Origin of the sequence: Mesorhizobium temperatum, from assembly GCF_002284575.1 — a bacterium.
In the GTDB taxonomy this organism is placed as follows: Bacteria; Pseudomonadota; Alphaproteobacteria; order Rhizobiales; family Rhizobiaceae; genus Mesorhizobium; species Mesorhizobium temperatum.
In genome coordinates, this window is sequence record NZ_NPKJ01000015.1 from 63,555 (window position 1) to 88,984 (window position 25,430).

Below are 25,430 nucleotides of genomic sequence, written 5' to 3' on the forward strand. Positions count from 1 at the left end.
ATCTGCCATGGAACTGCCAGCGCTTGCCGATTTCCTCGGCTTGGCGGGTTTTGCCGTGGCCTTAGCTGCGGTCGGTGTCACTTTCTTCGGTGCTGCCTTGCCAAAGGTAGGCTTTGCCGCATCCTTGGAGCGGGCGGCGACCGCCGGGCCAGCGCCAGTCTTTGACTCAGTTGCCTTTGATCGAGTTGCCCTGCCCTTGCCGGGCGCAGGCTTTCTTGCGTTGGTTGCCATCGGAGTTGCCATTGGACAGTTTTCCTCATGTCAGCATCATTGCCGTATCTGACATAACGGCCGGAAAGTCCTAAGGTTCCGGCGCGGGCTGTCCCGCAAATCAGGCGTGATCGCCGATCACCAGATCGGCGGGGCGGCGGCGGGCAAGCACGCGGTCGATGTTGGGCATGTCGTTGTAGGCGATCCAGGCGCGGGCGTCCTCGTCGGAGCGGCCATGCTCATGCCATCGCTCCAACAGCCGGCGCTCGAGCTCGGCGCGCGGCACATCGACGAAGATCGAGAAATCGAACAGCGGCGCCAGTCGCGACCATGGTTCTTCGTCAAGCAAGAGATAATTGCCTTCGACCAGGATGAACTTGGTGTCGGCGGCGATGATCGAAGCGGCGGCGCGCGACAGCTCCATGCTGCGGTCGAACACCGGAATGGCGATGTCGGGCTCGGCCGCGCGGATGCGCTTCAGCAAGGTTTCGAAGCCGGCAAAGTCGAAGGTCTCCGGAGCGCCCTTGCGCGCGCGCAGGCCGCGCTGCTCGAGCACGGCATCGTCGTAATGGAAGCCGTCCATGGGCACGATTTCCGCCGCACCTTCTGGCAGCAGTTCATGCAGGCGGGCCGAAAGCGTCGACTTGCCGGCCCCCGGAGGACCGGCGATGGCCACGACAAAACGCCGCGCCTTGCCGGCGTGCTTGAAGATGGTGGCGGCGAGATGAGCAATCTCGGACATTGGAGCCTTTCTGGCTGGGTGTTTTGGATCGCATCTTGGCGGTAGCGCGCGGAAATTTCAAATCCGGGATTGGCAGTACAGATGTTGCTTTCAACTTGCGTTTTGAGGCCAATCACCGAAGTTGGCGCTGCCTTTCCCTTCTCCCCTTGTGGGAGAAGGTGGATTGGCGCGCAGCGCCAAGACGGATGAGGGGTGCTGGACGGAGCGCTGTCGGTGCCAAGCTGGAATACCCCTCATCCGACCGAGCTTCGCTCGGCCACCTTCTCCCACAAGGGGAGAAGGGAAAGCTGCACGTGGCCGCTCGCCCCAGAACTGGACCGTGAGGCGTAATTCAACCTGAAGCGATTGCCCAGGCACACTCCAATCAACCAGAAACCGATTGGCCGATCCTCAGGAAATCGCTGTCGAAAGCGACTTCCCGCGTCGAACCGTCGGCGGCCATCAGGCGCATGCGCCCCTGCGCGGTGGCGATGTCGCGTGGCGGCTCGCCGCCGGCTTCTTGGGGCAGTGCGCCGATAACGTGGCGGAACGAGATATTGCCTCCTTCGGCAAGGGCAAAGGCCGTCGCCACCCCTTCCCGCTTCAGCCAGTTGTCACCGAGCGACGTCGCATGACCGAGCGCCGTGCGGCCGTCCTCGATGCCGAGCACGCCGCGATGGCGGCCGCTCCACGGCGCGTAGTCGCGCCCGCCATTGCTGATCCACAGCATGGTGACCGGCAGTTCGGCCGGGTTCTTCAGCACCAGAACGAGATCGGCTTCCGCCTGGCGCGCCAGTGCGGTCCAGCCCGGCCCGCCATGGTCGGCCTCGACCAGCGTGACAAAATCCTCTCGGCTCTGGTCCATGCGATAGTCGGTCAGGTCGAGCGTGCCGCCATCGGCGGCGGGAAAATGCGTCAGGTCGGTGGAACGCGCGGGATAGGCGAAGCGGAACCGGCCGCGGGCCGGATCAGGCTCGAGCGGGTCGTCCGGCGTTGCCGCAAACCGCTTCGGCGAAAAGGCGAGCTTGCCGCCGTTCTTCATCACCGTCATCGGATGATGGGCGACGGAAATGCCGCCCGAACCGCCGGAAAAGACATGCTCCTGATAGAGAAAGGGATGGTCGTCGCGCAGGGTCAGGATTTTCTCGACCGTCGCGCCCATGACCTTGTGCTGCAGCCTGAAAACGGCCCGCCAGCCGTCGGCAGTCGCTTTGGAGTCGACGACATCCCAGGGGCTGTTGGCCGGCCAGCCATGCAAGGGTGCTTCCTCGACATCGCTGCGCGAAAACGGCGCGCAGAGGAAATCGCCGGACAGGCGAACGGTGCCGGCGGGCAGGTCTTGCGGCAGCGTCTCGCGCGGCTCGTCGATCCACGGCGCGCGATGCAGCGGTTTTAGCCGGCGCCCATCGATATCGACCGTCATCTCGGCGAGATGGCCGACGGTGAGATCGACCGTTACCGAAATGCCCTTTGCCTTGATCGTGAGCGTATCCATGGCGCACCTGCTGATTCTGCCGGCGCCAGCAAACCCGCATGATGCCGGTTGCGCAAGCGCAGTCTCGGTATTTCGGTGCCGAGATCGACGCAGCGCCGGCTCCGTCCTGGGATCTGTGGACAGGCGGTGATCCTGCGCAACACTAGTGTTAACGAAATAGACGGCGCCATTGGGTTACGCTAGTTTCCCACTCGTTTCAGCAACAGCTTACCTTTAGAACAGACCCATCTTGTCCAAACTGCGCCACTTTCCGCTCATCCCAAGATTTGCCGCGGCGCTGGCCCTGCTGCTGCTCGTCGCCGGCTGCGCGACGACGCCGACGGAGACCATGCTGGCGGTGCCGGCGCCGGCGCAGAAATATGCGGCTGTTGTCATCGACGGCAGCAGCGGCAAGACGCTGTTCGAGGCCAACTCGACGGCGCCGCGCTATCCGGCGTCGCTGACCAAGATGATGACGCTCTACCTTCTGTTCGAGGCGCTGGACCAGGGCCGCATCAGCAAGACGACGCTGATCCCGGTCTCGGACAACGCCGCCAGGCAGCCGCCGACCAAGCTGCGCTTCAGGCGCGGCGAGACGATCGATGTCGAATCGGCGATCCGGGCGATCACCGTCAAATCGGCCAATGACGTGGCGGTCGCCGTTGCCGAATATCTCGGCGGCAGCGAAGCGGCGTTTGCCGCGATGATGACGGCCAGGGCGCGCCAGATCGGCATGCGCAGCACCGTCTTCCGCAACGCTTCGGGCCTGCCGGACGTCGGCCAGCTGACGACGGCGCGCGACATGGCGGTGCTCGGCACGGCGCTGCGCGCCCGCTTCCCGCAGCATTTCCACTATTTTTCCGAAAGCGACTTCATGTTCCGGGGCAGGCTGGTGCGCGGCCACAACGACATGCTCGGCCGCGTCCGCGGCGTCAACGGCATCAAGACAGGCTATATCAGGGCCTCAGGCTTCAACATCGTCACCTCCTACGATGCCGACGGCCGCCGGCTCATCCTCGTGGTGATGGGCGCCGACAGCGCGCGCCAGCGCAACGACCACGTCGAGGCGCTGATCCAGCGCAACCTGTCGCCGGCGTCAAACACGACGACGCGGCTGCTGTATGCCGGGGAGCAGTGAGGGCGTCACGTTCGGCGGGGGGCGAGCTCTTGATCGGTGGTTTCAACTTGACAGTTGACGGCAGTTATGCTAGGAATTTATTCATGGTGCTGAGTTGCGCCAACGGCCCGCCCCGCTAGGCGGGTTTTTCATTTTAGGCTACCGCGCTGTCACTGATCTCGCGAATGCGGCTGACAAGCCTGGTTACACGATCTTCGTCGAACACCTGCTCCGGCCCGGTAGGTGCGAGGTCTGTAAACGGCGGTTCGTAGAGCAAACTCGGATCCATAGCGCCCTGGTCGGTCAGGTGCTCGATAATCATACCGACGAACTCGATCTGAGCGGCAGAAGCTGTCCCCGCCGACAGGAACTCGCCGAAGGCTTCCGACACGGCCGCGCGGTCGAGCCCGACCAATGACCGCACGAAACGACCGAAGCCACAGCTTGTCTCGCGGGCACGTTCGATGTCGCCGGCGTCGCCGATGCCAGCGTCCAGCAGCATCTTTTCTAGCTCGGCCAGGTCGGTGGCGGTTAGCGGCTTGCCCTGCCTCAGCCTGTGCAGGACGAGATGGTCCTCGTGCTTCCTGAGAAAATGGCGTGCCTTCTGCTTGAAACGAGCGAAATCAGCCTCACCAACTTGCGGCAGATCAACTTCGACGCCCTCGCCGATTTCGTCAGCGAAATTGGAATACACGACTGCTTTCCGGCCCTTCTCGATGTGCTGGACGAGGTCGCGCAGCCGTAGCCGAACCAGTTCGAGCAAAGGAACATTGACGCCTTCCCACCAGATGTCGGTCTGAATGTCCTCGATCAGTGCGGCCTGGTGGGCGATCGCCGGAATGCCAGTCTGGTCCTCCAACGCCGACGCGATCTCTAGCAGCTGTTTCTTCAGCGTGTCGAACCGCCTGGAGCCCTTCAAAAGCGCGAGCTGCAGCGAGAATATCAAAAGATCGAAACGCTTCGCTTCTTCGGTTCCGAACTGCTTCGCCGATGGCAACGGCGCAACCTCGTCCACGAGTTCCTTGCGCTTCTCGTCGTCGATCGCAATCCAGGCTTCCGGTTTCTGATATTTTTCCACTGCGCGACGGCGCTGACGCACAATGAAATTCTCGAGGTTCAGCCCCGCTACGATGTCGCGGAGAACGTCAACCGCATCGGTTCTGATATCCTCTTCGGTCGGCGGCAAGGCGATGTCGCCCGAGACTTTGAACGATGTCGCATCCTCGGCCAGGCCATCGGACTTTCGCTTCTTTTCATCGAGCGCGCGCACCAAATCGAGCCGCGCCGCGAAAAGCCGTTCCGACAGTGACCTCGCAGCGCTTGCTTCCTTCAATTCCGGATTGGCGCCGAAGAATTCCAGGTTCTGGCAGTAGTCGAAGACGCGGAAGAATTCCTTGTCCTGGCCGGGTCCGAACAGGTCCGGGCAGAGCCGGGTTCCACGACCCATCATCTGCCAGAATTTCGTCTTCGAGCGCACCTGCTTAAAGAAGACAAGGTTGACCACTTCGGGGACGTCGATGCCCGTGTCGAGCATGTCGACCGAGATGGCGATGTGAGGCGCCTTCGTTTTCTTTGAAAAATCGTCGATCAGTGTCTGCGCGTATGCGCCGCTCTCATAGGTGATGACACGCGAAAAATGACCGGCGAGGTTCGGATAGGCCGTGTTGAAGCGCGCCTCGATGAACACCGCATGGGCCTGGTTCTTGGCGAAGATGATCGTTTTGCCGAGGCGGTCGCCGCCTTCAACCTTGATTCCGTTGGTCATGAGATGCGCGATGACAAGATCGACGGTGTCGATGTTGAAGAGCCGCTTGTTGACCTCTGCGGCCTCGACACTATCGGGGATTTCCTCCTCGCCCCATTCCAGCATGTCCCAACGATCTTTTTCTTCGTCGCTCAGATCGTCATAGCGCAGGCCGGAGCGCACGATCTTCAGCGGCACGGAAATCGCCTTGGGCGGCACCAGATGGCCATCGGCCACCGCTTCGTCGAGCGAATAGGCATCGGTCGGCACGCCGTCTTCGAGGTCGAACAGCGAATAGGTGTTGTGGTCGATCTCGTCCTTGGGCGTCGCCGTCAGCCCGACGAGGAAGCTGTCGAAATATTCGAAGATGGCCCGATAGCGCTGGTAGACCGAACGGTGCGCCTCGTCGATGACGATCAGGTCGAAGAGACCCGGTCCGAGTTTGCGCTTCTCGTCGACCCTGCCGTCGATAAGATTCATCATCGTCGGGTAGGTGGACAGGAAGACGCGGCCCTCGCTGGTCCGTTCGGTGACCAGATTGACGGGCGCCAAGTCCGGCAGATGCGCCTTGAACGCACCGGCCGCCTGGTTGACCAACGCCACACGGTCGGCGAGGAACAGCACGCGCTTCACCCAGCCGGCCCGCATCAGCAGGTCGACCAGCGCGATGACTGTGCGCGTCTTGCCGGAGCCGGTCGCCATGACCAACAGCGCCTTGCGGTCACCGTCGTCTTCGAAACTCTTGGCGATGGCGCGGATGGCGCGCTGTTGATAGGGCCGCTTGTGACCAGCGATCTTGGTATTGATGCGGGTCTCAGTGAGCTTCTTCCGGCTGGTGCGGCGCTGGATCAGCAGTTCCAGTTCGTCGCGCTTGTAGAAGCCGCCGACCTGGCGCGGCGGATAGTTCTTGTCGTCCCAGATCCAGTGCTCGTAGCCGTTCGAATAGAAGATGACCGGCCGCTGGCCGTAGCGTGCTTCCAACCGATCGGCGTAGAGCTTGGCCTGCTGCTGACCTTGGCGCCCATCCTTGCGCGTGCGCTTGGCCTCGACCAGCCCGAGCGGCTTGCCATCGGCGCCCCACAGAACATAGTCGACGAAGCCGACGCCTTCATTGTTGGGCATGCCATCCACGCGGAACTCAACATCTTCCGGCTTGGTCAGCGTCCAACCAGCCTCCCGCAGCAGCAGGTCGATGTAACGATCGCGGGTCTCGGCCTCGTTGTAGTCGTGTCGGTCGGGCGTCGCCTCGCTGGCCTGCCGTGCCGCAGCAACTTCTGCCCGCAGCCGCTTCAATTCGTCGTCGAGATTGCTCTTGTCGGAAAGAAGTTTTGCCAGTTCGCCGTTCTTGGCGTCGAGTTCCTCCTGCTGCGCCTTCAGGTGCGCGAATGCCTTCTTCAGTGTCTCGTCGCGACGCGTGAGCTGAGATGCGTCAAAGGCTAACCCATCCGCCGGCTTTGTCTTGCGCGCATAGGTGCGCGCCAGCCAGAAGCAGACATGGAAAAGCTCCTTTACCGCGCCGGCGGCATCGCCCGGGCGGATCGTCTTCTCCTCGTGCACGGCGCGGTTGCGCAGCGTATTGATGAACTTCGCCTTGGCGAAAACGGCTTCGCCCGCTACGCGGCGAAAGCTCGGCTCGTGCAGGAGGGCCGCGATGTTATCCTGATAAGGAAGCCTCAAGCCGGGGTCGCTGCGAAACGCCCATTTCACCGCAAGCTCGACCGTCTTGCCGGCAAAGAACGCAGCTGCAGTGGGCGAGACCGCCGCCTGCCGCTCTGCCTCCACCGCCGCCTCGTGAACGGTCGGGAACTCGGCGGCGAGGAAGGCGAAGTTGGACATCCGTTTGCTAACCAGTGTAGCAACGATCTGAATTGAGGCCGTGTGTGACGTAGGGCGTGAACGACGCGAGCATAAGCGACAAGCTGACAAAATCTCTCATATCAAGATTTCGCAGAACTCCTTGCGGACTTCCAGCGTGTCCCAGGCCAGGATAGTTCGACCGAAAGCCGTAGAGCTTTTTACCCAGCTCTTTTACTGAGGCATGTGGCCAATCTAGCTGATTGCACATCGAGCCAAGCGTAGTCTCTGTAACCCCTGGACATTTTCCACCTAGACCCTCCAACAGATTGAACTGTTTTTGCAAACAAGTCTTTATTCGCGCTTGAGTCCTCTCAGCTCGTAAATCGCTGAACGCCTCCTCAAACTCCCCCATCAATGTGTTGAGGTGAGCATCTAAGGCTGTGATCGCTTTCACCTCATTCATCAATTTGGAAAATAAACCAGGAATAGTTGCGTGCAAGGAGAATTGCCCACGTAACTCATATCTCAAATTGAACTTCTTTAGAAATGCTATGACCAGACCGCGGTAGTGATCGGCGAGCCCAACGATTCCCAGCTCGATTAGTGTTTTGTGCGCTCGCTCCAAGAATTCAAGAGCATCCGTTTCATCCCCGATATCTCGTAGCATCGCTTTGAAGAATGGCTTCGCCAATGCCTCGGAAGAAAGCGCAGTCTCATATCTATCGCGTTCCGTCGCGTATCGCTCCAATTCCAGTTCGTAAACATCCCGAGCTTGGATCGCAGCAGTGTCAACCAAGTTGCCCTCTTGGTCAAATGCCACTGGCGGTGGAGTCGCCGGGGCGGTCGGATGTTTGGGGAGAGGCGCTATCCCGTCAACCAACATGACGAATAAATCGTCGGGTGCAGCCGAACTTTTTTTGAGGCGCTGCCAAATCTCTGGCCAAGTGCTCGGCCATATCGGAAGAAGCTCGGAGTTCATGCAAGCTCTCCGGAAAGGGCATCATGCTGGAGGGACAAAAAAAGAGCGTCAACCTCAACTGACGATGAGATTAGTCGTTTAGCTTCGGCAGACGCAGCTTCGGCCAACCGAACGAAGCGCCATTGTAAGTCGATCGGGGGAACAATGACGGGAAATTCAGACAGCTGGGTCTTGTTAATCGATGCAATTCCTGTGGTCTGTTTTGCAACGCTCAAAAAGTAGCTCTTTCCATAAGGACTCCCCACGAGCCAATTCAGAAACAGAGGCAGTATTGCTGCGGACCTAAGCCTCACTCTAAATATGTGATTTTGATGAATTGCCTCATCTATTTCATTGGCCCAAAGGGTGCCTCGCCCGAGCTTGTCTGGGTCGCCACCTTCGGTCAGTAATAGATCATCTTTCTGAAGACGATAGCGGACAATTTCACTCTCGGTTGCCTCGATTGATTTGACGTTCGCGAGCTCGAGTCTACGATCTTGAACATTTGCCACTGCTAGGTAGGGGACATGCCTTGTCGCTTGTCCATTTAGTTTTCTACCCTTCGTGATGCCTGAACCAATCTCGGCCAGATCGGACAGCGGGATGCGATTCCCCCATTTTGAAACGTCATCCCTGGTATGGCCAAACAAGTCAAAAAAAGTCGACTGCGTGAGGCTACCGAGTAATTGGATCGTGCGCTTACGCTTGCGGCGCAGCGCATCCGCCTTGTCCAGGATCGCCGCGATCCGCTGCTGTTCAGGGATAGGCGGGAGAGGGATTTCGAGCGCCTTGAGATTCTCAATTGGGAAGTTGTCGGCGGTGGTAGCTCGAACCCATCTGAGCACTATCGGCTCCGCGGCTTTGACAAGATGGGCAACATAATTTGGATCTGCGCGCTTTCCACAGATTAGAGCCTTTATGTCCTGGTTGATAGCCAACGGTCGGCGCGTAATGCCTATCGGAAGCGTGTGCTTGAGGATTCCGGATCGATTTACCACGAGAATTGAGTTCACTGGAATGAGATTTGTTGCACTTGCTTTGATAGCTTCCGAAGTGATCTGGTCTTCTGCGCTATCAATCTCCCAACGTTTCATATCCTTCGGCGAAACCCATGGGATCTCACCATTCCAGAAGGCAGGATTGGCCTTGGACGGCGTTCCACCACCTTTGATTTCAACCACGTCCCCGAGTGCGACCAAAGGCACAGTCACAGCATCGCCTCCAATTCCTCCAGCCCTTCGGTGATCTCCTTGTCCAAGGCCTTCAGTTCGGCGATGATTTCCTTTGGAGGGCGGTGCTCCTGCGCTTCGTGCGCCACTTCTTTGTAGCGGTTGATCGAAAGGTCGTAGCCGGCGGCAACAATGTCCGCCTTTGGCACACAGAAGCTTTGCGCCGTGCGCAGGCGCTCGCGCTCGGTCCCATTGCGCTTGGCCCAGCGCGCGGCGATGTCGGGCAAATTGTTCTTCGCCAATTCCTCATCGGTTAGCGTCAGATTAGTGAAATGGCTGGCTTCCTCGTAGCCAGGCGTTGCGCCGAGCTTTTCGCCAGGCAAAAGCGGCGTGCGCTTGTCGTCCAGCGAAAAACCGTCGGCCTGACAATCGTAGAACCAGACATGACCGGTGCCGCCGGAGTTGGTTTTCGTGAACAGGACAATCGCCGTCGAGACACCCGCATAGGGCCTAAATACACCGGACGGCAGCTTGACGATACCGTCAAGCCTGTGATCTTCGACCAGCATGCGGCGTATCTCCTTATGTGCGGTAGACGAGCCGAACAGAACGCCATCCGGCACGATCACCGCCGCGCGACCGCCCGACTTTAGCAGCTTCAGGAACAGCGCCATGAACAGCAGCTCGGTCTTCTTGGTCTTGACGATCGATAGAAGATCCTTGGCCGCGGTCTCGTAGTCTAGGGAGCCGGCAAAGGGCGGGTTGGCGAGTACCAAGCTGTAGCGGTCGGAATCGCCCGCGTGCTCCTGCGCCAATGAATCCTTGTAGCGGATGTCAGGATTGTCGACGCCGTGCAGAGTCATGTTCATCGAACCGATGCGCAGCATCGTCTGGTCGAAATCGAACCCGTGGAACATTTCCTCGTGGAAGTGGTCGCGACTCTCCTGGTCGTGGAACATCTTAGGATGGCTGTCGCGCAAATATTCGCCGGCGGCGACGAGGAAGCCGCAGGTGCCGCACGCCGGATCGCAGATAATGTCCTTCGGCGTCGGCGCTGTCATCTCGACCATCAGCGCGATGATGTGGCGCGGCGTGCGGAACTGGCCGTTCTGGCCGGCGCTGGCGATCTTCGACAGCATGTATTCGTACAGATCGCCCTTGGTATCGCGGTCATGCATCGGCAGCTTGTCGATGAGGTCGACCACCTTCACCAGCAGCGCCGGCGAAGGGATAGTGAAGCGTGCACCCTTCATATGCGTCGCGTGCGCAGTACCGTCCTCGGCCATGGTGCGCAGGAATGGGAAGACGTGTTCTGACATGGTGCTGAACATCGTGCCCGCATCGCTGTTCTTCAGCCGCGACCAGCGCATGTCCGCGTAGGCAACGCCACCTTCCTCGCCGATGCCGTCCTTGCCATCTTTGAAGATGCGCCGGCGCATGGGCTGGCCGGTCCGCGTCGAGCGGTTTTCCTCAAGCTGCTCCGCCTCGTCCAGCCCGCGCATGAAAAGCAAATATGTGATCTGCTCAATCACCTCGAGCGGATTGGCGATGCCACCCGCCCAGAAGGCGTTCCAGACGGCATCGATTTTAGAGCGAAGTTCACCTGTGATCATTCAATTCCTCAAATCCGGACCATTGTTTGCCGAAGCTGTCAGGCTGGTGGGCCTACGATCGATTCGCTTATAAATCTATTTGCAGTAAGCAGTCTTGCGTCTTGGGCGCGCTATCCTCATTTTCATCATGTCGCTGTGGAGGATGACGCCTGTGCCCATTTTGGATTTTATGACTGGAAATCCCATTACTGGCGTCCTGCAAAGGGGCGACAGAGGACGCCGCTACCAAAGTATCTTGAATGGTCTCACGCCGACGGAGCTGCAAGGCGTCAGAACAGCGCTCGATGCCAAAATCAGCGGAGATGACATCCATACCGCAGGCTGGATGCCAGGCAGTAATTGGCTCAACACGCCCTTCTGGCCAATATACGCTGGACCTGCTCAACGCGATTTTAGCTGGGCCGGATTGATGTTCGGCTTATTGGTATGGGAGGCATTCGAACGCCACCCGGGCGACTGGTTGACCGGAAAATTTGAGATAAACGGCGTTGATATCGGCAGCCGCACGTACTGGCGACGCCGATATTGACCCCGCTCCCACCCCTCGTTCTTAGTTCTTAGAAGGCTGCGTTGGTCCATTTCGACGTTGATGCGCATTCCGGCTTCCGCTAAGAAGCCGTGGCTGGCCGGTTTACCGGCTGGTTCGTTTTCCGGATCGTCGATCCTGAAGGCACCCGTAGCTCAGCTGGATAGAGCGCTGCCCTCCGAAGGCAGAGGTCACAGGTTCGAATCCTGTCGGGTGCGCCAATCTTTTCCCTGAAAAAACAGGGACTTAGAGACGCCTCCCCACCCCTAAGAATGCTCCTTTCTACAGCCAGTCACAATCTGGTCACAAGGAGCAACGCCACATGGCCTCGATACGCAAACGAAACGACAAATGGCAGGCACAAGTCCGACGCATTGGACATGCCCCAAGAACCAAAAGCTTCATCAACCGAGCCGACGCACTGCGCTGGATACGGCAGACTGAGCTTGAACTTGATCGGACGTCACTCGCTTACGATCCGGCTACATTAGATCGTACCACCGTTGCGGACCTCCTACGCAAATATGTGCGGGATGTCACACCGGGAAAGCGCGGGCATGCTTCGGAAGCCAAACGGATAGAGGTTTTCCTTCGATACGACTGGGCCAAATTGACTTTGGCACGGATCACCCCACAGGTCTTCACCCGGCATAGGGACCAGCGGCTTAGAGAGGTTGAGGCCGGGACGGTCATACGGGAACTGGGCCTGCTGCGTACCGTGTTTGAGGTTGCACGGCGGGAATGGGACATACCTTTGCAGGGCAACCCGGTTGCCAATGTGCGCAAGCCCAAGGCCGCTAGCGGACGGAACAGACGGCTTCGAGCAGACGAGCTTACGGCACTCCTAGCTGCTTGTTCTAATGGCCGAACCGCTTGGTTGGAGCCGGGCATCAGACTTGCAATCGAAACCGGCATGCGCCGTGGCGAACTTCTCAACATGCGGTGTGCAGATCTCGACCTTGCCAACGGCCTGCTTTCGATACCGGAAACAAAGACCGACATACCACGCACCATTCCTCTGTCAGACAATGCGGTGCTGATACTGCGCAGCTTGCAGGACACGGGCACAGACGACCGATTGCTTCCGGTCACGGCAAATGCCTTCCGCCTCGCTTGGGAACGGTGCAAGCGAAGGGCATCGAAAACCATACCGGGAATCACGGACCTTAGATTTCATGACCTACGGCACGAGGCTGTAAGCCGATTTTTTGAGTTGGGTTTGAGCGTGCCGGAGGTAGCAGCCATCAGCGGGCACAAAGACCCAAGGATGCTGTTCCGGTACACGCATCTCAAGCCGGAAGACATCGTGGTGAAACTTAGGAATGCCAGCCAGCAGGTGGCAGCATGACCAACAGAGCACTCGTGATGCCTGACTACGTTGCCGAGTTGGTGAAGCTATGTCTGGCGCAGCTTAGATTGGTTCCATCAGACGAACATAAGGACATCATAACCGCATCGCTTCGCTACGAAGACGGGACCGAGCTTTCAGTTGTCGTCATGTGTTTAGCTGAGAGAAGTTGGTTTCGTGAAAAGCCAATCGTGGGTGTTTCGATAGCGAAGTTGGATGCCAGCATGAGGGCGACAGAAATTCATTTGCAGGAAGTGATGCCAGTTCCCTACGGTCCTAGTGATCTGCAGTTTCTGCTGGCGCTAAACACCAATATCCGGGCTATGGCCTGGGCCCTCGCAGCGGTGGGCGGCATGGGAGAATGTGTGGAACTACCCAGGCCGTCCAGGTGACGACCGCAACTTACCCTTGACGAGGTACTTTTCGCTGCTGTCCATCATAAGTGGAAAGTCAGGCCAGGCTTTCGTGGCCGCTTTATTCCTCCCTATTAGGAAATAACCGGGCTGCTTTTCGAGCGCCTTAATCTCCCTCACTTGTCCCTAAATTACCTTAAGAGCTAACTGCGGGACTTTCAGATTTGGGCCTGCCGGCTTGTGAGCCGGTGGGCCTTTTTGTTGTCTCAAGAGAAAGGATCAGATGCTCACATCTTTTACAGAACGAATGAAAAGCTACTGGACAGAATCCCTTGGACTGACTGACTCCAACGCCCTGAACGCAGGGTGGCAACAACTCGCACAAGCCATATGCAGATGCGAAACGAACACGTTGCGCTGGCAGGTGATCCAGCAGCCTACGGGATCGGGGAAGACTCAAGCCCTGAAAGTTCTGTGCTCTATACAGAACCCAATACAGCACCCAGGCGTGCTCATTGTCACAAAGTTCCGAGAGGAAGCGAACAGACTGTCGGAGGGGATCAACAAGCTTGCAGAGTGGAACATGGCTCGCCCGTTCCATCAAGAGGCTCCGGGAACGAACGATCAGCTCGCCTTCGCCCCAGTGATTATCACCACACATGCTGCGTACAGGCTGGCTCTAAAGGAGATTGCTGATACTGGCTTGACCCACAAAGCGAATAGGTTGCTGAGCTATCACGGAGGCAAACGTGGCTGGGTAGTGATCGATGAAGCTTTCGATTGGGCTGATACCTATAGCCTACTCGCCAGCAATCTGCGGTCTATGTCCGGCGATCTTGTCAGGGCGATGCACGGCGAACTGCGAACTGCCGCCGAGCAATTACTCGATTTTTCGATCAGGCTTACCGATACAGATCACGGTCGATCTGATCGAGTGCTCGATGCTGAATGCTTCGACATCTTGGCGTGCATCGATGTCAACGGATTGAAGGCAGGCGTTGCCGGTACCTCGGAGGACGCGCTAGCCAAATCAATCGAACACAGACTGGCTACGAAAACCGAGCCTGCGTCGCGTATCGAGAGGTCATCCAAGAAACAATATCTCGATCAACTGGACCAGTTGCAGACTATCGCCCGTATCGGCCACGGGTGGACGAGCAGACGCGGTGGGCGGACCCTGTTACACGGTTCCAGATCGCTCATCGGTGTCGACGGAATGCGCGGCGTCATTCTCGATGCAACAGCGGGCATAGATCCCGCTTATGCTGTCATGGGGCATCATGTTGACGTGCTGCCAAGGCCACTGGGAATACGAACCTACCGGAATGTTACCCTACACGTCTCTTACGGACATAAGGTCGGTAAGGAGCACCTTGCACACAACGCGGGGAGAGAATGGGCTACCGTCTGGGGCGATTTGTCGAAACGACTATCTGGAAAGCACATCCTTGTCTGCGCGCACAAAGACGCCCTGCCTGACATCGAACAGTACGGACCGAAAGACGGGTGCGTTCATTTTGACAACTGGGGCAACCTCGACGGCAGGAACGATTGGAACAGATGCGAGGCAGCTATTCTGTTCGGCCTGCCCTATCTGGATGACATAGAACCTGCCCAGAGGTTCATTGCGCATCAGGGTCAGCAATCGGACGAATGGTTCCGCGGAAGTCGCAAGTACGAAGAGCACGCAGACATACGGACTGCACTTGGCGATGGCTTCATAGCTAGAAGCGTAGTCCAGGCCATAAATCGCATCCAATGCCGAAACGCAATTGATGCCGAGGGCAATTGTTACCCTACGAGCATCTACCTGCTCTTGCCCAGCGGCAACACGGGCATGGCCGTTCTACGAGCAATCCAACAGCAGATGCCAGGCATACAGTTAGCGGAATGGCTATCAGGCGCCACGAAGCGGAAGGCCCGCAAGGTACCGACTGAGATCAAACTGACCAATCACTTCGAGAATGCGGACCCCGGCTACTACCCGAAATCTGAAATCGTAAAGACCCTACAGATCAATCCTTCCAGCTTGGAACGGGTCACTGCCAAGCTACGCCAACAATCGTCAGTGTTGGCTGGAAAGCTGGAAGCATACGGAGTCCGCTACCACACCCAGACCGGGCGCGGAAAGGAGGCGTATTTCATCAAACAATGAGGTGAGAGAATGTTGGTACATAGTGCTAGCACGCATGTCGTGCTGAGCAGAACCGAGGCCGCCATGTGCGGCCTTTCGCGTTTCTATACAGGCGAAATGTGCAGGCAAGGACACCGCTCCGAACGGTATGTCAGCAACCGCCAATGCGTTAAGTGCAACGCTGAAAAGGCACGAGAGCGAGAGCTTCTAAAGGGCCTCGCAGATCCGTCATTCAGAATGTACAGGAACACACTGCGCCGAACTGGAATGGCACTAAGCGGCCGCGCTAGTCCGGCACGGGCGGTTGGCTGCGACCACCCAGAGCTACGAGACTACATCGCTCGGCAATTCCGGCCCGGCATGTCTTGGGACCGATATCGTCAATGGGAGATCGATCACATTGAGCCACTGGCGCGAGCTAGAGGCACGGAAGAGCTTGTGAGGCTCTGCCATTATACCAATTTGCAGCCTCTGTGGCGGCGAGAGAACCGAATGAAGGGCGGGGCCTAGTGCCCCGTCTGTCTCCGCATATCTGTATCTGCGCGTTACGACGCAAGTGTAGCAGGTGGGCGTGACAGGGGCACCCACTAGTCAGCTAAGGTACTGATATGTCTATACGCTCAAGGCGAGAAGGAGACACAATGTCTCCCTTTTGTGTCTCACTTGCTTGATTTCCGGATTGAAAGCTAGACGGTTCATGCGCTGAATTTCGCGTCATTGCTTGGGAGGTAAGGTAGCGTACTTAAGTGCTGTGCCAATTGTACCGATTGCTGGCGCGAAACTAACGAGCATGGCCACATACGCAAAGTACCACATTAATTTGTATATATCGGCATTTGCTTGCGACGGCGAGACACGGGCAAGCTCACGGAATACAAAGCACAGTACGAGCGCCAAAAAGAAAATGCCAATGGAGGTCTTTGCAATCCGCATTAAATAGCGTCCGCCAGAGATAGTCAGAAAAAAAGCGATGATTAGAATTAAAAAGGTCGAAAGTGCCACGCCAAGGTTAGTTGCTTGGACTTTCCATTGGGGATGTGTCAAGCCAGTGTCGGATAACAATTCGGTCCATTTTGAGACAAAGATTACAATCCCGCCGGGAACCAGCGTTGTCATGCCGTTGAGCCAATCAAACTTCACTGAGGCCCCCAGGTGGGAGCCATGAACGCTCCGACCAATTCATGATTCTGGTCCAAAATCTCATACTTTGCGGACCTCAGAACGGGCTTCGTGGTAGGAAAGAACTGAAGATCAATCTCATTTTTGTATCCAAGTGTGATCCCTTCGAAGATATTATGCCCCTTCAAATTATCCATTAAGTAGCTTGCTATAGGCCCTGGCGACATTCGAATAGTCATCACATCCGGATTGCCAGCACTACGTCCCTCAACTGGACTTAGGGAGTACGCTACGCCAACCTCGTATGTCTGCGGTTCTTCGTCCCATCTAGCTGTAGCGACTGCTCGGAATTCGAGCATTGTATTTGACGGATTGTGCTTATCAGAGGGAACAAACAACCGTATCGGAGCGTCGATTTCTTTAGGCGCAGCTAATTCTGTGTCGTGGTAAGAGGCCGAGACGGCGGCGGCACAGCCTGCTGACTTTTCTTTTCCGAGCGCGTCGGCATCGGATGCGTGACCAATATATGGCACTCATAATCGCGCCAACGTTTCCGTATTCAAGGCAACCATTGGCGTCGATGCTGTCGCGTTTAATGAAGGGCCGCGGCTGTGGAATGGCAGTGCCGGGCAGCAACCAGGTTGTGGGGCCAGGGATAAGCCAGTTTACCCAAAGATCACCCGTGCCACGGTTTTCCACGCATGTCTCGTAGGTTTCAACGCCATTGCCCTTGTACACGCGACTCGTAGTCACGAAGTTTTCTGCGCCCATGTTATGGGGCAGTGGGGCCTGCCCTTCGCACTGCTCAGCCGCAAATGCACTACAGCTCACAAAGCACACGCCAACCATCAACCAATATGCGGTTTTACGATTTGGCATTTGCGCTTCCTAATACTTGTTGCGGGCTCGGTTCACTGGCACGCTCTTGATTGAGTGAAAACAGCCTCTCCGGCCAGCTCGTCCCCATCAAGGGATAGTTTTTGCAGCGATGGCCGCGCCGGGATAGCGTTTTCCTTCTTCGGAGAGTGCCCCTTCTAACGGAGGGCATTTTCTGCGCGCCCGCCTTCTTACGCCCGCTATATCAGCGAATTCTGACTTGCAATTCTTGTTCTATGGCATCTTTCTGCAAAGGCTCAATTCCTTTTCGATTAAAGGCATTGTCGGCGGCCAAGACGATAGCCGTCACACTGTCACCACTCAGGGAAAAATCGGTAAGATGACTCGCAACCAAGCGTTCGACGTCATCTTGAAATGAAGGGATCCCCTGGGGGCTATCTGGTCTGATTTCAATCCTGATTTTGCCGACGTCTCTGAAGGCATTGGTCGGTTTGACATCATTGTGCACAAGATGATTCCTGACGTGTAGGCGATCGCCATAAGAAAGATCGTCTGAACGTAACCAGGGTATCTGCGGCGCACCCGCCTCTATCGCCCCGAGCCGCCGAACAATAGCGGACAGTTGGTCCTGAATTATCTTTTCCGGTGGAGTTGCGGTCTTTTCGAATTCGACTTTACCGCGGGAAAAAGTCACCGGGTTATCCACCATGTGACCGTCGGCTATTGCAGCTGAAACAGCGGAACGTAGCAGCTCACGAGCTACCTCCAAATCCCTAGGTCGCTTTCGAGAGAAGCTGATCGTCCTGAATGAGGCGACATCGAACGGGATCGGCTGGTTCTCCAACCGCATGTGGATGATTGGCTTTTGGATCGTATGCCTGATGCCAATTTCGTAAAAAGCGTTGGGATTGAGGGTCGTTAAATCGGCAATCACAAGATCGGCGTTCAAAAGTGCGGTGATAACCTGCGCATCAATACGGCCTGGGTCGGAGATTTTGTCGGCCCGCTCAACCCGAAACTCCTCAAAATGCTCTTCGAAGACCGGTGCAATTATCCCCTCCAACAGCCAATCGGCATGGATACGGTCGTCACTGTCGTCTGCACCAATCGGACCAACAATAAAGCAAAGTTTCGGTTTCTTCGGCAGTTTGGTCACGCTTGATTTCCTCCAACGGCTAGCAAAGTGAGAGCACGGGACGCCCCAAAACACAACTCTGGCTGCCGGCAACGATGTGACTATTCACTGCCGGCAATGCATCTTTCCAGGCGCTCCTTTGCGCCCGCATAAATATTCCTGCGGATAACTGTGAAATATGCCAAGGCGTTCAGATGTCGGGACTCTGGCGTGCTAAAGAAGCTGATCATCTCAGAGCGGGGAAATAGGTGGCAAAGACAGTACCAGCAGCATTCGATGAATTACATTCCTGGCTAGTACCAACAGCCCGACGATAGGTAAGAACCGGCACCAGCCCCCGCTGGCGAAGCTGCGACACAAGCTCTCCCTTGAAAACAATCAGGCCGACGCCCCGCGCACAGCCGTCAACGACACGGAGAATGTCATGCAGTTTGCATTGGTAGTTGGACAGAAGCATGAGGCCTCCCCTGGCTTGGCTGGGCATTGCCCGGGTTGCGGTCAGCCCGTAGTCGCGAAGTGCGGCGATCAGCGGATGTGGCATTGGGCGCACCTGAGGAAGCGGAAATGCGATCGTTGGTGGGAATCCGAGACGCCTTGGCACCGCGCTTGGAAAGAGAACTTTGCGAGGGAATGGCGCGAGGTCATCAACTGCGATCAGAATGGCGAGAGGCATATCGCAGATGTGCGCACCGCCCTGGGCCTCGTTTTGGAGTTTCAGCATTCACGCCTTGATCCACAGGAGAGAGCCGCCCGAGAAGCCTTCTATGGAAACATGGTCTGGGTCGTAGACGGGACGCGCCTCAAGCGGGACTGGCCGCGGTTCTACAAGGGCACGACAGCGTTCAGGCAGACCGCATTAGATGTTACGCACAGGGTGCCTTGCCCGGAGGAGCGCTTTCCGTATGAATGGCTCGCAAGCTCGGTGCCAGTGTTCTTCGACTTTGCGGGTGATGGATCGGCAGATGAACCCGAGCCTGCACGCCAGCTTCTTTGGTGCCTCCTGCCGGGCCGAGTGGATCGGTATGCCGTTATGATTGCGGTGTCCCGTCAAATGTTTCTGGAAGGTGCGATGCGTCGCCCGCAGATCATCGACGTTACGGAGCGGCTTAATGCCGTAGCGCTTGAACTGCAGCTTGAACTGCAGCAACAGCGGGACAAGGAGCGAGAGGAAGCACGGCGCCACGCCCAGTGGCGATCGTACCGGAACCAACAAATACTTCAGTCCCATAAGCCTCGTCGTCGCTGATATAGTAGGGTACTGTACACCATCTGCCATAATCCACCCTTCCCTGTGTTGCGGTGTTCAACGCTTCGCAACATACTACCCACTGGGACACGTGAACGATCTTAAGAGTTCGAGACACGTGTGAGGAGGCTCAGATGGACTTCACTGCGTACGCTTTTGGGGAGTTCGCCGGGGGGCTGCTGGGTGTCGTCTTATTAACAGCTCTTTGGTCACTCGTAATCCGGCGCTTCCTTCAGCCACCTGCTTTGGTTTACGTGGCAAACCTGTTGTCGCTTCTTACTGCAACAATCGTAGGAGGATACGGTCTTGCCAACGGGGCCAGTCCGAACTTTGCGTATTCCTTCGGTATGTACGCAGTCCCGCAGATCATCGTTTTTACTGCGCTTCTATGGCGACAGCGGGCTTCGGGAAAAGCGAGGCCCCTCGACTACGCCATAGATACGCAACTCCTGAGAACTACCGGGGACACGTCCTCAGTACCGACTGTCGAAATCGATGTGAATGAAATTCCTGACCGGCAAACTAATCATGGTGAGACACTACATGTACAGACCAAGCGTCCCCGAAGGTCAAACTTCTTCGCTCAGTACTGGCGAGGAGAGTTCTCATTAGGAGCGTCGTACTGGGGTGTAAATTTTTTAGTATATTTGGCAATTTTGGCTCTCGTCGGAACACTGACTGCCTTGTTCTCACCAGAGGATGGCTTTGAGCCGGTCTCGATATTTTGGTTCACATCTCTGCTGTCGGCGGGAATAGCAGCGGTCGTTGTTTGGCAGGTTGTCGGCCTTTGGAGGGCAGCACAGCGCCATGCGGACCGACAGCGCAAAGCTGGCAAGTCTGTTTTTTGGGCGGGAGCAGCTCAGCTAATGGCAGTGCTCAGTGTGCTCCAAATCGTCGGTACCTTCTCTCAAAACACCGCGCCGCAGATATCAGAAATGTACCGGATCGCATTTAAAGATGACCCGGACTTGCCACCGAATGAGCTTAAGCTCCTAAGCGGGGGTACGGAATTGAGCTTATTCGGAGGGATCAAATATGGTCTGTCGAGAGACGTTGAGCGACTACTGAAAGCGGCTCCGGACGTTTCTGTAATTCATCTGAACAGTAGTGGCGGTCGTATTGCAGAGGCCAATAAACTCTTCAAGCTGATCAAAGAACGTGCGATCGACACATACGTGTCAAATGAATGTTCGTCTGCATGCACCTTAGTGTTTGCCGCTGGGTCTCACCGCTGGTTATCCGACGCCGCCAAACTCGGATACCACGGGCTTTCCTTTCCCGGTCTTACTGAGCAAGAACGCCGCGCTGCAACGGAAGAGTGGGCAGCGATGTACCGTGCAGCGGGCTTGGATGGCACTTTCATAACCAAAGCCCTCGCCGTCTCACAAGAAACGATGTGGTATCCTACGTCAGACGAACTGATGCAGGCTAAGGCCATCACCGACATCGATCGAGGTGAAAAGTTTGGCTCATCAGGACATGAGATCGTCCCATCGCTTGCTTCGATAGAGCACGATTTGCGTGCCTCGTCTGAAGTGATAGATGCCCTTCAAGATGCCGCCCCGGATGTCGCTCACAAGATCTACCGGTCAGTACGGGTAGGCATAATGGCAGGGCAATCAAAGGATCAATTGAGGCAGAGCGTCAGCGGGTTCGTAGCGTCGGCCGTCTTTGCAAATTTCCTTCGGGCAGATGACGAAACTTTGGCTGAGTATGCCACGCTTTTGTCCAAGCAGTATTTATCCCTGCTCACTCGTGACCCGGCGCTTTGTTTCCAGTACGCAGCGTTGGGTGCGAACGCTGATGTGATCAAAGCGCTTCCTAGCGATATAATTGAAATGGAAGAGCAGTTGAATGCGCGGATACTGCGGGCCGGAGGCGGGCGACCCGCTCCAAAGCTGGAGGAGAATCAAGCCGCATGGGCAATTATTTCTGAGACTATGACGCAAGAGCAAGCTGCACTCCTTGCGATGGAGCCGGGACAGGTACCAGCAGCTGGCTACGACCAGTACTGCAAAGGCACAATTGCCATGTTTAAGGGCATTAGTAGCTTTGGCACGAGTCAGGCTGCAATGATAATGCGCCAGGTATTCTCTACAAAATAATCGACTACTGAACGATTCGGATCGACGTTCAATCGACTGCCCAACTCTTAGCGGCAGTTAAAAGGAGGGACTCTTGAAATTTGATGTGAGGGGACGTATCCGCAACATGCGTCTGCCCGACGGGCGTACGGCACTATTCTACTCGATATATGAAGCTATCAGCAATGCGATACATGCGATTGAGGAACGGTTTGGAGTAACTGATTTCTCTACCCGCGGAGTTATTACAATTGTCGTGGAACAAAATGACGATAAAACGCTGAGATATATCGGGATTTCTGACAACGGGATCGGCCTCAATAGTACACACCTCATTGCCTTTGAAACATGTGACACCCTGCAGAAAGAAGCCAAAGGTGGCCGAGGGGTTGGTAGACTGGTGTGGAGTAAGGTGTTTCGGGACATAAAGGTGAAGAGCACTTACGAAACTGGCATGTCTGGTTATGACCAAGTGTCATTCACTTTTAAACCAGAGTTGGACGACTCCTTTGTGGATATCGCACGTGCACCCAGCCGCGAAGGTGAGATGGGTACTCAAATAATATTGTCTTCTATTGATCCGAATGAAAACTCGGCAATGAGTACGACGATTCTTACTAAAAATCTTTGCCATCATTTCTTTCCTTACTTCATTGCTGGCGGGATGCCGAGACTGAATGTACAGATAGGTCGCCGGAGATTGGATATAGGTTCATACCTGTCGACGAGAGTTGTAAGGGTGGCGCAAGACACGATATCGATAGACAAGGAGAACATCGGCGACATAGTCATATCTCATGTCTATGTGGACAAGAGTATATCGCACGAGTTTGGAAACTCGATACTGCTAACCGCTCAGGGTCGTGTGGTTAAGACTATAGAGATTGAAAAGAAATTTTCTCTCCGAACCCTGGCCAACGGAAAGGCGTACGTATGCGTTGTTGGTGGTCGCTTTCTTGATGACAGGGCCGATCAGGAACGTACCGCTTTCAAAGCACTGGATAGCGAAGTGGGGATGATCACAGATGTGGCTATGAATGCGGCGGAAGCTTTCCTTGGCGCGCACATAGCGGGCATTCGGACTGTCCAGCGCAAGAGTGTATTGGAACTTCTTAGTGAGCATCCCCAACTGGCGCTGTCGGTTAAGGATGTGGAGCAGTTCGTCGGTACCTTGTCACCCAGTATGTCTGATGAAGACATTGGGAAAACGCTCTTCACGCTGTTGTATCGTCATGAGAAGCGGCTGCGCGCCGATATAAGGCTTCTGGACGGTGGGAACTCGGACGAAGATACTCGGGATGAATTTAGGAGTAAGGTTGACTCACTTGTGCAGAAGGTGAGTGACGATGCGAAGCGCAGACTTGCCGAGTACACGATAAAGCGCCACCAGATTATACAGCTTGCTAGATCAATGCTGAGGTATTCGGATGGTAGCGATCGGAAATACGTATGGGAGAAAGCTGTTCACGAGCTTATATGTCCTATGGGTAAGATGCTTTCTGCTCACAATTATGATGACCACAATCTTTGGTTAATTGATGATCTATTATCATACTACAGTTTCTTTGCCTCCGATAAGCCTATGACTTCGTTCGGAGTTGACGGGCAGCGCCAAGAGCCTGATCTGATTTTTTTCAACCCTTATGGTTTTAGGAGAGAGGGCACCACCGATCCAGTCGTGATCATTGAATTTAAAAGGCCAGGCGATGAGACTCTTACGAGCGACCCGGTTGATCAAGTTCTGGACTATATCGAGCGCCTCAGAGGGCGGACGGTTCGTGGACCTGAGGGAGAGGTTATTTCTGATATCGATGATCGAACACCGTTCGAGTGCATAGTGATTTGTGATTTAACTGAAGGCGCGAAGAAGAAGTTTGTACGTAGCTTGGCGCAGACGCGCACACCAGACGGGCAGGGGTTCTACGGCTATTCGTCTGAGCATAACGCATCCATACGCGTGCTGAGTTACTCCAAGGTGTTTAGAGACGCCGAAGCTCGCAATCGGAGTTTTTTTGACAGATTGGGGTTGCTGCCGGAGGCAGTGCGGGAGGCTTTATCTGAAGCAACCTCAGTGGCAGCCGAGTAGGCGATGTCTCAATGCTGACCTGAAGAACATTTTTCGCGCAGGTATCTAACTCTAGCGATCACCCAGGCTTCCCCGTATCCCCTGCGCCATCTATCAGGTGTCAAGAGACTGTCGCGCCAGAGGCCGAACTTCTATATGCATGCTTAGCGGAAAAAAGCATGAGGAAGCGTATCGCATGGCAGGCAGACTATTTTCTAAAGATCACAAACTCCTTGAACAATTCATAGGGGTTACGCTAGATCGCTTCAAAGTTGGCGCGATCACCAAGGACGGAGCCATTGGCCAAATCGCGCATGTGGTCACGGCGGTCAGTCTTCCGGAAGAGGAAGGGGCTGACGATTGGCGGGCGTATATGAAGGCAGTTATTGCCGATAAGGACGCCTGACATGCCCACGGGTCCTAACGGCAGAAACGCCAGGGAAATCAAGGAGGAGCAAACGTGATTGAAGATGAGGATGAGGGACCCGCGAGCAGGTGGCTTTCGGCTTGGGTAGACGAGCACATCAACTCACCCGGCTACGATGAGGATAAGGCAAATTTTGAGGTGCAGGCCCAAGTTTGCTTAGCTCACGCAGAAGCGGAGGGGTTCAGCAAAAGCGATATTATGGATGCAGCCGGAGGCGATTTGGCCGCGTTCCTGATGGATAGTCAGAACGCGTTGACAGATGCCGAAGTGCAGCGGCTGTCCAGAGAGGACGATTGAAACCGGGCACGCCCTCCAGTTCGTAAAAGCTACAAATTTTTTTGCGCGGGCATCTAATACAAAGCAAGCGTCCATTTCCCCCATGGGGGTCTCGCGTAGGTCGATATCGGTCACACTCCAGCCACAGCGATCATAACTGTCGAGCAGGAATCGGCTTGACTGCTCTAAGACGGGAGACTAGGTCTGGTGCGTCAACCGGCTGTAGCGATTGAGTTATTTCCGGGGTGTGAGCGGTTCCGATCTAAGTTGTAACCGCTGCCTAGCTGCCCTCCGAAGGCAGAGGTCACAGGTTCGAATCCTGTCGGGTGCGCCATTCAACCGGACAAGATTCGAACTTCCTTACGCAATTTGCTCGCCGCGCTGCCGCCTGGATTGCTCCTGGCAAAGAGCAGCGCGAGCGTGAGGCCCGCGAAACGGCGCAAGACATCACGGCCAGAAGTCCCAAGATGCGCAGCACACGACGGCGGGCGACCGTCGCGCGCGTATGCAGGAACGGCTTGCCGCCGCCCGGCAGAAACCGTCAGGCGCGCAGCGCGGCGGACCGGGCTTGGAGTAGCAACCAATGAATTGGAGTAGCAACCAATGAATAAGAGAGACGACGGCGAAAACGTGCCGGGCACTTCATCGTTCCGCCCGGATATCGGAAAGGAAGCGCAACGGCCTGTCGGTTCCAAGAACACGGAAAGTCCTGCGACCGACAGTGAGCGGCCTAATACCTCCGGCAGCGGGGGCCGGCAAAGCTATTGGACCTCGGATAGGTATGGCTGGGTGCTCATCGTCAACGGGGAGAAGCGCGCGCGGGTGGAGGGACCGAAAATCATCATCCTGACTCACGGTGACGCCAAAGCCCGACGCTTGGTAGCGCCTGACGCAAAGGTACCGTTTGATATTGCGGAGCGGCTGTTGGGCATCCCCAAGGTCGATAGGTTCGAGGATCGCGGGCTGCGGATTACCTCCCCCCGTTCGATGCGCGAACGCGCCACAACCGCCTTCTGCCAAGAGGTACCGAAAGACCGAGAACTGCGGCATTACCTGAGTGAAGCATGAAGCATATCA

Annotated in this window: 20 protein-coding genes and 1 tRNA gene; 13 read left to right on the forward strand and 8 right to left on the reverse strand. The window is 56.2% G+C overall.

Annotation, left to right across the window (positions count from 1 at the left end; translation table 11 throughout):
* Nucleotides 1-7: 7 nt before the first annotated feature.
* Nucleotides 8-283: a hypothetical protein gene (locus tag CIT26_RS37325; protein WP_245319069.1), complete on the forward strand. Its 276-nt coding sequence runs from the start codon at nt 8-10 to the stop codon at nt 281-283.
* Between the two features lie 48 nt (nt 284-331).
* Here the strand turns inward: CIT26_RS37325 and CIT26_RS03300 are convergent, their stop codons facing one another.
* Entirely contained in the window at nt 332-952 is a 621-nt protein-coding gene (locus CIT26_RS03300) for a nucleoside triphosphate hydrolase (RefSeq protein ID WP_095491226.1), read from the reverse strand.
* Between the two features lie 364 nt (nt 953-1,316).
* Nucleotides 1,317-2,426, reverse strand: a complete 1,110-nt coding sequence (locus CIT26_RS03305) for a hypothetical protein (RefSeq protein WP_095491227.1) — start codon at nt 2,424-2,426, stop codon at nt 1,317-1,319.
* Nucleotides 2,427-2,655: 229 nt separating this feature from the next.
* Between CIT26_RS03305 and CIT26_RS03310 the strand changes: the two genes are divergently transcribed.
* Nucleotides 2,656-3,543: a D-alanyl-D-alanine carboxypeptidase family protein gene (locus tag CIT26_RS03310; RefSeq protein WP_095491228.1), complete on the forward strand. Its 888-nt coding sequence runs from the start codon at nt 2,656-2,658 to the stop codon at nt 3,541-3,543.
* A 133-nt stretch (nt 3,544-3,676) separates the two neighbouring features.
* Here CIT26_RS03310 and CIT26_RS03315 read toward each other — a convergent pair whose 3' ends face one another.
* From CIT26_RS03315 to CIT26_RS03330, 4 genes are read right to left on the reverse strand one after another with little or no spacing between them, the layout of a single operon-like run.
* Nucleotides 3,677-7,102: a DEAD/DEAH box helicase family protein gene (locus tag CIT26_RS03315; protein ID WP_095491229.1), complete on the reverse strand. Its 3,426-nt coding sequence runs from the start codon at nt 7,100-7,102 to the stop codon at nt 3,677-3,679.
* A gap of 7 nt (nt 7,103-7,109) precedes the next feature.
* Entirely contained in the window at nt 7,110-8,042 is a 933-nt protein-coding gene (locus CIT26_RS03320) for a hypothetical protein (RefSeq protein ID WP_095491230.1), read from the reverse strand.
* Nucleotides 8,039-9,232 carry a restriction endonuclease subunit S gene (locus CIT26_RS03325; protein WP_095491231.1) on the reverse strand — a complete coding sequence of 398 codons (1,194 nt, stop codon included), beginning with the start codon at nt 9,230-9,232 and terminating at the stop codon, nt 8,039-8,041. Before CIT26_RS03325 ends, CIT26_RS03320 begins: the two co-directional genes overlap by 4 nt.
* Nucleotides 9,229-10,803 (reverse strand): type I restriction-modification system subunit M, encoded by a 1,575-nt coding sequence (locus CIT26_RS03330; protein ID WP_095491232.1) that lies wholly within the window; start codon nt 10,801-10,803, stop codon nt 9,229-9,231. Before CIT26_RS03330 ends, CIT26_RS03325 begins: the two co-directional genes overlap by 4 nt.
* 151 nt (nt 10,804-10,954) lie before the next feature.
* On the opposite strand from CIT26_RS03330, the gene CIT26_RS03335 reads away from it, so the two are divergent.
* From CIT26_RS03335 to CIT26_RS03355, 5 genes are all read left to right on the forward strand, one after another.
* Nucleotides 10,955-11,332: a hypothetical protein gene (locus tag CIT26_RS03335; protein ID WP_143747775.1), complete on the forward strand. Its 378-nt coding sequence runs from the start codon at nt 10,955-10,957 to the stop codon at nt 11,330-11,332.
* A 141-nt stretch (nt 11,333-11,473) separates the two neighbouring features.
* Nucleotides 11,474-11,550 (forward strand) — tRNA-Arg (locus tag CIT26_RS03340).
* Between the two features lie 101 nt (nt 11,551-11,651).
* Complete coding sequence (locus CIT26_RS03345; protein WP_095491234.1) at nt 11,652-12,677, forward strand: site-specific integrase; 1,026 nt, start codon at nt 11,652-11,654, stop codon at nt 12,675-12,677.
* Nucleotides 12,674-13,069: a hypothetical protein gene (locus CIT26_RS03350; RefSeq protein ID WP_095491235.1), complete on the forward strand. Its 396-nt coding sequence runs from the start codon at nt 12,674-12,676 to the stop codon at nt 13,067-13,069. The genes CIT26_RS03345 and CIT26_RS03350 overlap by 4 nt, the downstream gene beginning before the upstream one ends.
* Nucleotides 13,070-13,313: 244 nt before the next feature.
* Nucleotides 13,314-15,185 (forward strand): DEAD/DEAH box helicase family protein, encoded by a 1,872-nt coding sequence (locus CIT26_RS03355; RefSeq protein WP_143747776.1) that lies wholly within the window; start codon nt 13,314-13,316, stop codon nt 15,183-15,185.
* Nucleotides 15,186-15,878: 693 nt separating this feature from the next.
* Here CIT26_RS03355 and CIT26_RS03365 read toward each other — a convergent pair.
* On the reverse strand, nt 15,879-16,304 hold the full coding sequence (locus tag CIT26_RS03365; RefSeq protein ID WP_095491237.1) for a hypothetical protein: 426 nt from the start codon (nt 16,302-16,304) through the stop codon (nt 15,879-15,881).
* 1,060 nt (nt 16,305-17,364) lie between these two features.
* The gene (locus tag CIT26_RS03375; protein WP_095491239.1) at nt 17,365-18,276 is read right to left on the reverse strand and encodes a hypothetical protein; all 912 of its coding nucleotides are present in this window, start codon (nt 18,274-18,276) and stop codon (nt 17,365-17,367) included.
* A 403-nt stretch (nt 18,277-18,679) separates the two neighbouring features.
* Here CIT26_RS03375 and CIT26_RS03380 point away from each other — a divergent pair, with 403 nt between their 5' ends.
* The 6 genes from CIT26_RS03380 (at nt 18,680) to CIT26_RS03410 (ending at nt 25,421) form a co-directional block, all read left to right on the forward strand.
* On the forward strand, nt 18,680-19,501 hold the full coding sequence (locus CIT26_RS03380) for a competence protein CoiA (RefSeq protein WP_095491240.1): 822 nt from the start codon (nt 18,680-18,682) through the stop codon (nt 19,499-19,501).
* Nucleotides 19,502-19,635: 134 nt separating this feature from the next.
* Nucleotides 19,636-21,606: a COG3904 family protein gene (locus CIT26_RS03385; RefSeq protein WP_095491241.1), complete on the forward strand. Its 1,971-nt coding sequence runs from the start codon at nt 19,636-19,638 to the stop codon at nt 21,604-21,606.
* A 73-nt stretch (nt 21,607-21,679) separates the two neighbouring features.
* A complete protein-coding gene (locus tag CIT26_RS03390; protein ID WP_095491242.1) occupies nt 21,680-23,671 on the forward strand; it encodes an ATP-binding protein in 1,992 nt (663 codons plus the stop codon).
* A gap of 175 nt (nt 23,672-23,846) precedes the next feature.
* Entirely contained in the window at nt 23,847-24,056 is a 210-nt protein-coding gene (locus CIT26_RS03395) for a hypothetical protein (RefSeq protein WP_095491243.1), read from the forward strand.
* Nucleotides 24,057-24,110: 54 nt separating this feature from the next.
* Nucleotides 24,111-24,374: a hypothetical protein gene (locus CIT26_RS03400; RefSeq protein WP_095491244.1), complete on the forward strand. Its 264-nt coding sequence runs from the start codon at nt 24,111-24,113 to the stop codon at nt 24,372-24,374.
* A 582-nt stretch (nt 24,375-24,956) separates the two neighbouring features.
* Nucleotides 24,957-25,421 (forward strand): hypothetical protein, encoded by a 465-nt coding sequence (locus CIT26_RS03410; RefSeq protein ID WP_095491245.1) that lies wholly within the window; start codon nt 24,957-24,959, stop codon nt 25,419-25,421.
* The last annotated feature ends 9 nt before the right edge of the window (nt 25,422-25,430 follow it).

Excerpts from the sequence above, each read along its gene's own strand:
- CIT26_RS37325 (WP_245319069.1), top strand. The coding sequence starts at position 8 with ATGGAACTGCCAGCGCTTGCCGATTTCCTCGGCTTGGCGGGTTTTGCC.
- CIT26_RS03300 (WP_095491226.1), bottom strand. The coding sequence starts at position 952 with ATGTCCGAGATTGCTCATCTCGCCGCCACCATCTTCAAGCACGCCGGC.
- CIT26_RS03305 (WP_095491227.1), bottom strand. The coding sequence starts at position 2,426 with ATGGATACGCTCACGATCAAGGCAAAGGGCATTTCGGTAACGGTCGAT.
- CIT26_RS03315 (WP_095491229.1), bottom strand. The coding sequence starts at position 7,102 with ATGTCCAACTTCGCCTTCCTCGCCGCCGAGTTCCCGACCGTTCACGAG.
- CIT26_RS03320 (WP_095491230.1), bottom strand. The coding sequence starts at position 8,042 with ATGAACTCCGAGCTTCTTCCGATATGGCCGAGCACTTGGCCAGAGATT.
- CIT26_RS03330 (WP_095491232.1), bottom strand. The coding sequence starts at position 10,803 with ATGATCACAGGTGAACTTCGCTCTAAAATCGATGCCGTCTGGAACGCC.
- CIT26_RS03345 (WP_095491234.1), top strand. The coding sequence starts at position 11,652 with ATGGCCTCGATACGCAAACGAAACGACAAATGGCAGGCACAAGTCCGA.
- CIT26_RS03350 (WP_095491235.1), top strand. The coding sequence starts at position 12,674 with ATGACCAACAGAGCACTCGTGATGCCTGACTACGTTGCCGAGTTGGTG.
- CIT26_RS03355 (WP_143747776.1), top strand. The coding sequence starts at position 13,314 with ATGCTCACATCTTTTACAGAACGAATGAAAAGCTACTGGACAGAATCC.
- CIT26_RS03380 (WP_095491240.1), top strand. The coding sequence starts at position 18,680 with ATGCAGTTTGCATTGGTAGTTGGACAGAAGCATGAGGCCTCCCCTGGC.
- CIT26_RS03385 (WP_095491241.1), top strand. The coding sequence starts at position 19,636 with ATGGACTTCACTGCGTACGCTTTTGGGGAGTTCGCCGGGGGGCTGCTG.
- CIT26_RS03395 (WP_095491243.1), top strand. The coding sequence starts at position 23,847 with ATGGCAGGCAGACTATTTTCTAAAGATCACAAACTCCTTGAACAATTC.
- CIT26_RS03410 (WP_095491245.1), top strand. The coding sequence starts at position 24,957 with ATGAATAAGAGAGACGACGGCGAAAACGTGCCGGGCACTTCATCGTTC.